Origin of the sequence: Streptomyces sp. TRM68367, from assembly GCF_014495685.1 — a bacterium.
Lineage (GTDB): Bacteria > Actinomycetota > Actinomycetes > Streptomycetales > Streptomycetaceae > Streptomyces.
In genome coordinates, this window is sequence record NZ_JACTVI010000026.1 from 86,134 (window position 1) to 94,978 (window position 8,845).

Sequence of the window (8,845 nt, forward strand, 5' to 3'; positions counted from 1 at the left end):
CTGTAGAACTTCCTCCATGGGCCCCACCGGGCCCGAACGGGCAACGAGGCCGGGAAGGAGGCGTCGGCGATGGCGTCGGACACCGCGAGGACGGCGGAAGAACGCCAGCGCGAGATCGTGCAGCTCGCCCGCGCCACCGGCGCGGTCGACGTCACCGCGCTCGCCGCCCGGCTGGGCGTGGCCAAGGAGACCGTACGGCGGGATCTGCGCGCCCTGGAGGACCACGGCCTGGTCCGCCGCACCCACGGCGGCGCCTACCCCGTGGAGAGCGCCGCCTTCGAGACCACGCTCGCCTTCCGCGCCACCAGCCACGTGCCCGAGAAGCGCCGGATCGCCGCAGCGGCGGCCGAGTTGCTCGGGGACGCCGAGACGGTCTTCGTCGACGAGGGCTTCACCCCGCAGCTCATCGCCGAGGCACTCCCCCGCGACCGGACGCTGACCGTGGTCACCGCGTCCCTGCCGGTGGCCGGCGCGCTCGCCGAGGCCGAGCACACCACCGTGCTGCTGCTCGGCGGCCGGGTCCGCCCCGGCACGCTCGCCACCGTCGACCACTGGACGACGAAGATGCTGGCCGGCTTCGTCATCGACCTGGCCTACGTCGGTGCCAACGGCATCTCCCGCGAACACGGCCTGACCACGCCCGACCCGGCAGTCAGCGAGGTCAAGACGCAGGCCGTCCGGGCCGCGCGCCGTGCGGTGTTCACGGGCGCCCACAACAAGTTCGGGGCGGTCAGCTTCTGCCGGTTCGCCGAGGTCGGCGCGCTGGAGACGATCGTCACGAGCACCCTGCTCCCGGCGGCCGAAGCCCACCGCTATTCATTGCTGGGGCCGCAGGTCATCCGGGTCTGAAGATCAAACTCCCGGTCTGAAAAACAAACTCACCCCCAGGCCCCACCCACACCCTTTGACGCCCCGTATTTCCTCATACGTCCCCCATCACGTCCAGGAGCGATCCATGCGAACCCAGAGCCGACGACGACCGCCGCGAGCCACGCTCGCCGCGGCCGCCGCAGGGACGCTGCTCGCCCCGCTGCTCTCCGGCTGCTGGGTCGGGGCGGGCGGGGCAGGATCCGGCGGCAACGCCATCAATGTCCTCATGGTCAACAACCCCCAGATGGTCGAACTGCAGAAGCTCGCCCCTCGCTTCACCGAAGAGACCGGCATCAAGGTCAACTTCACCGTCCTGCCCGAGAACGACGTCCGCGACAAGATCAGCCAGGACTTCGCCAACCAGGCCGGCCAGTACGACGTGGCCACGCTGTCCAACTACGAGATACCGATCTACGCCCGCAACGGCTGGCTGCACGAGATGAACTCCTACGTCGCCAAGGACCCGGCGTACGACGAACAGGACATCCTCAAGCCGATGCGCGAGTCGCTGACCGCCGAGGACGGCAAGCTCTACGGCCAGCCCTTCTACGGCGAGTCGTCCTTCCTCATGTACCGCAAGGACGTGTTCGCCAAGGAAGGCCTGACGATGCCCGCCCACCCCACCTGGCAGCAGGTCGCCGACCTGGCCGCCAAGGTCGACGGGGCCGAGCCCGGCATGAAGGGCATCTGCCTGCGCGGCCTGCCCGGCTGGGGGGAGCTGATGGCACCGCTGACCACGGTCGTGAACACCTTCGGCGGCACCTGGTTCGACAAGGACTGGAAGGCACGGCTCAACTCCCCCGAGTTCGAGAAGGCGACGAAGTTCTATGTCGACCTGGTCCGCGAGCACGGCGAGTCCGGCGCCGCCCAGTCCGGCTTCGCCGAGTGCCTGAACAACATGACCCAGGGCAAGGTCGCCATGTGGTACGACGCCACATCGGCGGCCGGCTCCCTGGAGGCGGCCGACTCCCCGGTCAGGGGCAAGCTCGGCTACGCCCCCGCCCCTGTCGAGAAGACCAAGTCCTCCGGCTGGCTCTACACCTGGGCCTGGGGCATCCAGGACGCCTCCCGCAACCCCGACAAGGCCTGGAAGTTCGTCTCCTGGGCGTCCAGCAAGCAGTACGAGCAACTGGTCGGCGACCAGATCGGCTGGTCCAACGTCCCGGCCGGCAAGCGCGCGTCGACGTACACGAACCCCGCCTACCGCAAGGAGGCCGCCGCCTTCCAGGAGATGACCAAGGAGGCCATCGAGGGCGCCCGGCCGAACGACCCGGGGGTGCAGCCGCGCCCCGCGCCCGGCATCCAGTTCGTCGGCATCCCCGAGTTCACCGACCTCGGCACCAAGGTCTCGCAGGAGATCAGCGCGGCCATCGCCGGACGCCAGTCCGTCGACTCGGCCCTGAGGAAGTCGCAAGCGCTGGCCGAGAAGATCTCCGAGGAGTACGAGGGACGATGACCGCGACAACGACGGCCCCCGTGGCCGCACCTCCCGTGCGGAGGACCCACCAGCCCTCGGCCCGGCTGCGCGCCTGGGCCACCCGGGCCCCGCTCCTCCCCGCCCTGATCTTCATGATCGTCGTCACTCAGCTGCCCTTCGTGGCCACGCTGGTGATCTCCTTCTTCGACTGGAACTCCCTCTACCCCGACGCCCGCCACTTCACGGGCATCGACAACTACCGCGAGGTGCTGACCGACGCGGACCTGCGCCAGTCGGTGTGGACGACCGTCCTGCTGACGGTCGGGGTGGTCCTGGCCAGCCTGGTCATCGGCCTGCTCCTGGCCCTGCTCCTGGACCGCAAGTTCCGTGGCCGGGGCCTGGTCCGCACTCTGCTGATCGCCCCCTTCCTCGTGGTCCCGGTGGCGGCGGCACTGCTGTGGAAGCACGTCCTCTACAACCCCGAATACGGCCTGTTCAACGGCCTGTTGCACTACATCGGCGGACCGCAGCCGGACTGGATCTCGGGCGCCCCGCTGCTCGCGGTCGAGGCCGCACTGGTCTGGCAGTGGACGCCGTTCATGATGCTGATCCTGCTCGCCGGCCTGCAGAGCCGGGACCACGAGCAGATCGAGGCGGCCCGCGTCGACGGCGCCGGCGACTGGCAGGTCTTCCGCTACCTGACGCTCCCGCACCTGCGCCGCTACCTCGAACTCGGCGCCCTGCTCGGCTCGATCTACATCGTCCAGAACTTCGACGCGGTCTTCACGATCACGTCCGGCGGCCTCGGCACCGCCAACCTCCCCTACACCGTCTACCAGAGCTTCTACCAGGCCCACGAGAACGGCCTCGCCTCGGCCGCGGGCGTCCTGGTCGTCATCGGCTCGATCATCATCGCGATCTTCGCCCTGCGCGTGGTGTCGTCCCTGTTCCGCGAGGAGGTGTCCCGCGCATGAGCACCATCGCCGTACGAGTCCGCGGTCGTCGCAAGGGTGCGGGCCTGGGCCTGGTGGCCTGGCTGCTCGGGATCCTGTTCTTCCTGCCCATCGCATGGATGGCGCTGACCTCCTTCCACTCGGAGGCGGACGCGGCGACCAACCCGCCCTCCTTCGGGGCCGCCCTGACACTGGACGGCTACCGCGAGTTCTTCGGCGCGGGCGGCGGCGCGAGCCCCTGGCCGTCCCTGATCAACTCGATGGTGGCCTCGGTGGCGTCGACGCTGCTCGTGCTGCTGTTGGCCCTCCCGGCGGCGTACGCACTGTCGATCAACCGGGTCCGCAAATGGACGGACGTCCTGTTCTTCTTCCTGTCGACGAAGATGCTGCCGGTGGTGGCCGGCCTGCTGCCGATCTACCTCTTCGCCAGGAACACCGGGATGCTGGACAACATCTGGCTGCTGGTCATCCTCTACACCTCCATGAACCTGCCGATCGCGGTGTGGATGATGCAGTCCTTCCTGGCCGAGATCCCGGTCGCGGTGATCGAGGCGGCACGCGTGGACGGGGCCAGGCTGCCCACGGTCCTCGCGCGCATCGTGGCCCCCATGGCCCTCCCGGGCATCGCGGCAACGGCCCTGATCTGCTTCATCTTCAGCTGGAACGAACTTCTCTTCGCCCGAGTACTCACCGGTGTGGTCGCGGAGACCGCCCCCGTCTTCCTGACCGGCTTCATCACCAGCCAGGGCCTGTTCCTGGCGAAGGTGTGCGCCGCGTCGCTCGTCATCTCCCTGCCGGTGCTCGCCGCGGGGTTCGCCGCCCAGGACAAACTCGTCCAGGGCCTGTCGCTGGGAGCCGTGAAATGAAGGCCGCCGTCATCGAGTCCGTGGGCAAGGCTGTCGTGTCCGAGGTCCCGGACCCGGCCCCGGGCCCCCGCGAGGTCGTCGTCGAGGTGGCAGCGTGCGGCCTGTGCGGCACGGATCTGCACATCCTCCAGGGCGAGTTCGCGCCGAAGCTCCCGATCGTCCCCGGGCACGAGTTCGCGGGCGAGGTGGTCGGCGTCGGCACCCGGGTCATGGAGCTGTCGGCCGGTGACCGGGTGGCGGTCGACCCGTCCCTGTACTGCTACGAGTGCCGCTACTGCCGAACCGGCCACAACAACCTCTGCGAACGCTGGGCGGCGATCGGCGTGACGACGGCGGGCGGCGCCGCCCGCTACGCGGTGGCCCCCGTGGCGAACTGCGTGAAGCTCCCGGACCACGTCCGCACCGAGGACGCCGCCCTGGTGGAACCCCTGTCCTGCGCGGTACGCGGCTACGACGTCCTCCAGTCCCGCCTCGGCGCCCACGTCCTGATCTACGGCTCCGGGACGATGGGCCTGATGATGCTGGAGCTGGCCAAGCGCACGGGCGCCGCGAGCGTGGACGTGGTGGACATCAACCCCTCCCGCCTGGAAACCGCCCGCCGCCTGGGCGTCTCGGCATCGGCGGCCAACCCGGACGAACTGGACCGCCCCCAGGGCTGGGACCTAGTGATCGACGCGACGGGCAACGCGGCGGCGATCCAGGACGGCCTGGAGAGGGTGGCGAAGGCGGGCACGTTCCTCCAGTTCGGCGTCGCCGACTACGCGACGCGCGTGACGATCGACCCGTACCGCATCTACAACCAGGAGATCACCATCACGGGTTCGATGGCGGTCCTGCACAGCTTCGAACGGGCGGCGGAGCTCTTCGCGAACGGCGTCCTGAACCCCGACATCTTCATCAGCGACCGCATTCCACTGGACCGCTACCCCCAGGCACTGGACCAGTTCGCGGCGGGGGTGGGCCGCAAGATCGTGGTGGTGCCGTAGGGGGTTTTCGCCGGCCTGTCAGGGCCGGTCAGGCCGGTTCGACGAGATCGGCCTGGCCTGCCGGCAGCCCCGCAACCGTATGCTGCGGTCGTGCCTGCGGACGGGAAGGTTCTTGCCATGAAACTGGCGATCGGCAGAGTCCTGCCTGTCGGGATGCTGCTCTGCGGCGGTCTGTTCGTCTGGGGGGTGGCGGCCGGCCTCAAGGCAAAACAGTGCCTGGAGGGACAGTTGCATCCGGACTTCAACGGCGCCACGATCACCGGGCGGGGTTGTGAAGTGACAACGACTTCCGGTGAGACCCTCGTCGTGCCGATCTCCGGCCCGCCGTTCGAAGCCGGAGTGGCCGGGGCGCTCGGATTCGTCGTCCTGGGCATGGCGACCGTAGTCATGCTCGTCCTACGCGCACGTCGACGGTCGGCGCACCAGCAGCAGACGTAGCTCCTGGCACCCCTGCAGTGCCTTGGCGGCGGGCGAAAACCCCTTGGGTGCGCCACCCCGCACCCATACGATCCCCGCATGCCCCGGCCCCAAGGATTCAGCTACGAGGAACACGGGAACGGCACCGTCCGCATCACCCACCACGGCCGACCCGCAACCACTCTCCACGGCCCCCGCGCGGCACAGTTCCTCACAGAGGTCGAGACCTCCGACCCCCAACTCGTCATGGCCCGCTGGACCGGAAACCACAAGCGCGGCAACGAACGAACGGCCCGCACCCATCCACGCAGCCGGCGCTGAGCCGATTGGCCTCAGTAAGGGAACGGTAAAGCGGGCTCGATCGTTCACCCGGCATGACAGCTATGACCCCCGGCTCGAACATCCCTCTCTCCGCCGCCCGCGTGACGGTGGACGTCGCCGCCCCGGTGCGGCTCGACGTATCGGGCCTGCTGCTCACCGCCGACGGCAAGGTGCGCTCCGACGACGACTTCATCTTCTACAACCAGCCGACGGGCCCGGGCGTGACGTACCGCTCGGGCGGCGGCACCGCCCCCGACGCGATCACGGTCGACACGGCCGCCGTCCCGCCGGGCATCGAGAAGATCATCGTCACCGCGAGCCCGGACGCCGCGGGCCAGACCTTCCAGGGCGTCGAACCGACGGCCACGATCCGCAACGCCGACGACAGCAGCGTCCTGGCCACGTTCACGCCCCCGCAGCTCGGCGCCGAGACGGCACTGGTGATCGTCGAGATCTACCTGCGGGGCGGCCAGTGGAAGGCCCGCGCGGTCGGCCAGGGGTACGCCAACGGCCTGGCGGGCATCGCCACCGACTTCGGCGTGACGGTGGAGGAACCGGCGACCCCGGCCCAGCCGGCTGCCACCCCGCCGCCGGCCACGATGCAGCCGCCGGTCGCCCCGCCGGCCCCGCCCCTGTCCACCCCGCAGGCTCCCCCAGCCCCCGCCGCGCCCCCGGCGCCGCCCGCCGCCGCTCCGGGCACCGGGAAGATCAACCTCGACAAGGGCCGGGTCAGCCTCCAGAAGAACCAGACGGTCTCCCTCGTCAAGGGCGGCCGCCCGCTGCTCGCGTCGGTCAAGATGGGCCTCGGCTGGGAGCCGGCGTACCGCGGCAAGGACATCGACCTGGACGCCTCGGTCATCGCCTACGGCCCGCAGCGCAACCACATCGACAGCTGCTACTTCGGCAAGCTCCAGATCGTCGGCGGGGCGATCCGGCACTCCGGCGACAACCTCACCGGCGAGGGCGGCGGCGACGACGAGGTGATCACCGTAGACCTGGGCCGCCTCCCGCAGGAGGTCACGGGCCTGGTCTTCACGGTCAACTCCTTCTCCGGCCAGAAGTTCACCGAGGTCGCCAAGGCCTACTGCCGCCTCCTGGACGCCACGACCGGCGAGGAACTGGTCCGCTTCGACCTCACCAACGCCGAGGCGCAGACGGGCGTGATGATGGCCAAGCTGATCCGCCAGTTCTCCGGCGAGTGGGACATGACAGCGATGGGCGACTTCGTCAAGTCCCGCACGGTCCGCGGCATGGTGAAGCCGGCGGCCCAGGCGTTGTAGAGAACGGCAGGCCATAGAGGTGAAGGGCGGTCTTCGGCCGCCCTTTCCAATGCCCTTGGTCTACGCCAAGCGGCCGCCGTCCGTGGAGCGGCCCAAGCCGGGGCGGGTCTCCCGGCTTGGACCTGGGGCGGTCAGGGGGTTGCTTGCCCAACTGTTTGGGGCTCTGCAGCATGGCCAGTTGGAAGACGTTGCCGATGTTGCTCACCAGGTACGGTTTGCCGGGCGCCCGTTCCTGGGGGAAGTTGGGGGGGCGTGAGCGTTCACGTGAGCGTTGGCGTTGGCGTTGGCGTTGGCGTTGAGTATCGGGGGGTCCGAAAACCAGTGCCAAGGGACCTGCACAGCCGATGTGTTGAGGCGCTGCGGCTCCGCGGGCGGACTCAGGCGGAGGCCCGCACCACCAGCTCGGGCACCACCGACGCCTCGGTGCCGTTCATCGGCTCCTCCCCCGCCCGCAGCCGGGCCACCTGCTCGACGGCCAGCCGCCCGAGCTGCCGTTTGTCGATGTGCAGGGTGGTCAGTGCGGGCTCCACCAGCTCGCCCAGCGCGAGTCCGTCGAAGCCCAGGACGGCCAGGTCCTCCGGTACGCGTCTGCCCCGGCGGCGGGCGGCCCGTACCGCCCCGATCGCGATCAGGTCGTTGAAGGCGAAGACCGCAGTGATCTCGGGCTGTGCGTCGAGGAGTTGATCCATGCCCGCCTCGCCGCCCGCCACGCTGTGCTCGGCGCACATCGCGATCCAGCTCTCGTCGACGGGCAGTCCGTGCCGCCGGACCTGCTCCAGGAAGGCCAGCCTGCGAGGTCCGGGCCCGTGCACGCCGTCCAGCATGCCGATCCGACGGTGCCCGGCGTCGAGGAGATGGGCGATGCCCTGCGCGACTCCGGCGGCGGCGTCGATGCCCACGGCGGCGAACCCGGTCTGCTGCGGGCCGCGCTCCAGCAGCACCAGCGGCATGCCCCCGAGGTGCTGGGTGAGCACGTCGTCCGGGTCCTTGAAGTAGCCCACGACCGCGTCCGCCTGGTGGGAGAGCACGTCGAGCGCCTCACGCTCCCGGGCCTCGTCTATCCGTGAGTCCCACACGACCACCTGCCAGCCGCGCTGCTCGGCCGCCTCCAGCACACCAGCGGCCACCTCGGGGAAGAACGGATTCTTCAGGTCCGGGATCACCAGGCCCACCGTCACCGTGCCCTTGCGGACGAGCCCGCGCGCGAACCGGCTCGGCCGGTAGTCCAGCAGCCGCGCCGCCTCCAGCACCCGTTCCTTCGTCGCGGGGTCGATCTCCCCCTTGTCGTTGACCGCCCGCGAAACCGTCTGCCGTGACACCCCGGCCAGCCGGGCGACATCGTGAATCGTGGCCCTGCGCCGGGGGCCGTCGGGCGCGCCGTCCTGCGGCTCCCGCTGTTGGTTGTCCGACCACACGGGGTGCACTGTATCCCGGCGGGGATCACCCCCGGCAGGAATCGGCTCCGCGCGGGGACCGCTCCGACCTGCGAGGCTCGGCTAGTGCCCCGGCAGGCAACGTTCGCCCCGTCGCGACGCCCGGCACGCCCTCTCGCCGCACCGGCCGAAAGCCCAAGTACGTCCAGTACGAGGGCTTCCGGCCGGCACGCCGAGAGCACGCACCGGACGCCGCTCCTTGACGGACAAACGTTGCCTGCCGGGGCACTAGTAGACTGTCGCGGCTAATATTTGGGATAAAGGTGACGCAGTTTGATGCGTGCATCGTGGGTGGTGAACTG

General features: G+C 69.8%; 9 protein-coding genes. 8 read left to right on the plus strand and 1 reads right to left on the minus strand.

Annotated features, from left to right (window positions below; genetic code table 11):
• The first annotated feature begins 69 nt into the window (after positions 1–69).
• The 8 genes from H8R17_RS19165 (at position 70) to H8R17_RS19200 (ending at position 7,110) form a co-directional block, all read left to right on the plus strand.
• Positions 70–849 (plus strand): DeoR/GlpR family DNA-binding transcription regulator, encoded by a 780-nt coding sequence (locus tag H8R17_RS19165; protein ID WP_187824426.1) that lies wholly within the window; start codon positions 70–72, stop codon positions 847–849.
• Positions 850–955: 106 nt separating this feature from the next.
• The gene (locus H8R17_RS19170) at positions 956–2,326 is read left to right on the plus strand and encodes a sugar ABC transporter substrate-binding protein (RefSeq protein WP_187824427.1); all 1,371 of its coding nucleotides are present in this window, start codon (positions 956–958) and stop codon (positions 2,324–2,326) included.
• The gene (locus H8R17_RS19175; RefSeq protein WP_187824428.1) at positions 2,323–3,261 is read left to right on the plus strand and encodes a carbohydrate ABC transporter permease; all 939 of its coding nucleotides are present in this window, start codon (positions 2,323–2,325) and stop codon (positions 3,259–3,261) included. The genes H8R17_RS19170 and H8R17_RS19175 overlap by 4 nt, the downstream gene beginning before the upstream one ends.
• Positions 3,258–4,106, plus strand: coding sequence for a carbohydrate ABC transporter permease (locus H8R17_RS19180; protein WP_187824429.1), 849 nt, complete (start codon positions 3,258–3,260; stop codon positions 4,104–4,106). The genes H8R17_RS19175 and H8R17_RS19180 overlap by 4 nt, the downstream gene beginning before the upstream one ends.
• Entirely contained in the window at positions 4,103–5,092 is a 990-nt protein-coding gene (locus H8R17_RS19185; RefSeq protein ID WP_187824430.1) for a zinc-dependent alcohol dehydrogenase family protein, read from the plus strand. Before H8R17_RS19180 ends, H8R17_RS19185 begins: the two co-directional genes overlap by 4 nt.
• 117 nt (positions 5,093–5,209) lie before the next feature.
• Entirely contained in the window at positions 5,210–5,530 is a 321-nt protein-coding gene (locus tag H8R17_RS19190) for a hypothetical protein (RefSeq protein WP_187824431.1), read from the plus strand.
• Between the two features lie 78 nt (positions 5,531–5,608).
• Entirely contained in the window at positions 5,609–5,830 is a 222-nt protein-coding gene (locus H8R17_RS19195; RefSeq protein WP_187824432.1) for a hypothetical protein, read from the plus strand.
• 62 nt (positions 5,831–5,892) lie between these two features.
• Positions 5,893–7,110 carry a TerD family protein gene (locus H8R17_RS19200; RefSeq protein WP_187824434.1) on the plus strand — a complete coding sequence of 406 codons (1,218 nt, stop codon included), beginning with the start codon at positions 5,893–5,895 and terminating at the stop codon, positions 7,108–7,110.
• Positions 7,111–7,487: 377 nt separating this feature from the next.
• Here the strand turns inward: H8R17_RS19200 and H8R17_RS19205 are convergent, their stop codons facing one another.
• Positions 7,488–8,525, minus strand: coding sequence for a LacI family DNA-binding transcriptional regulator (locus H8R17_RS19205; protein ID WP_187824433.1), 1,038 nt, complete (start codon positions 8,523–8,525; stop codon positions 7,488–7,490).
• Positions 8,526–8,845: the final 320 nt, after the last annotated feature.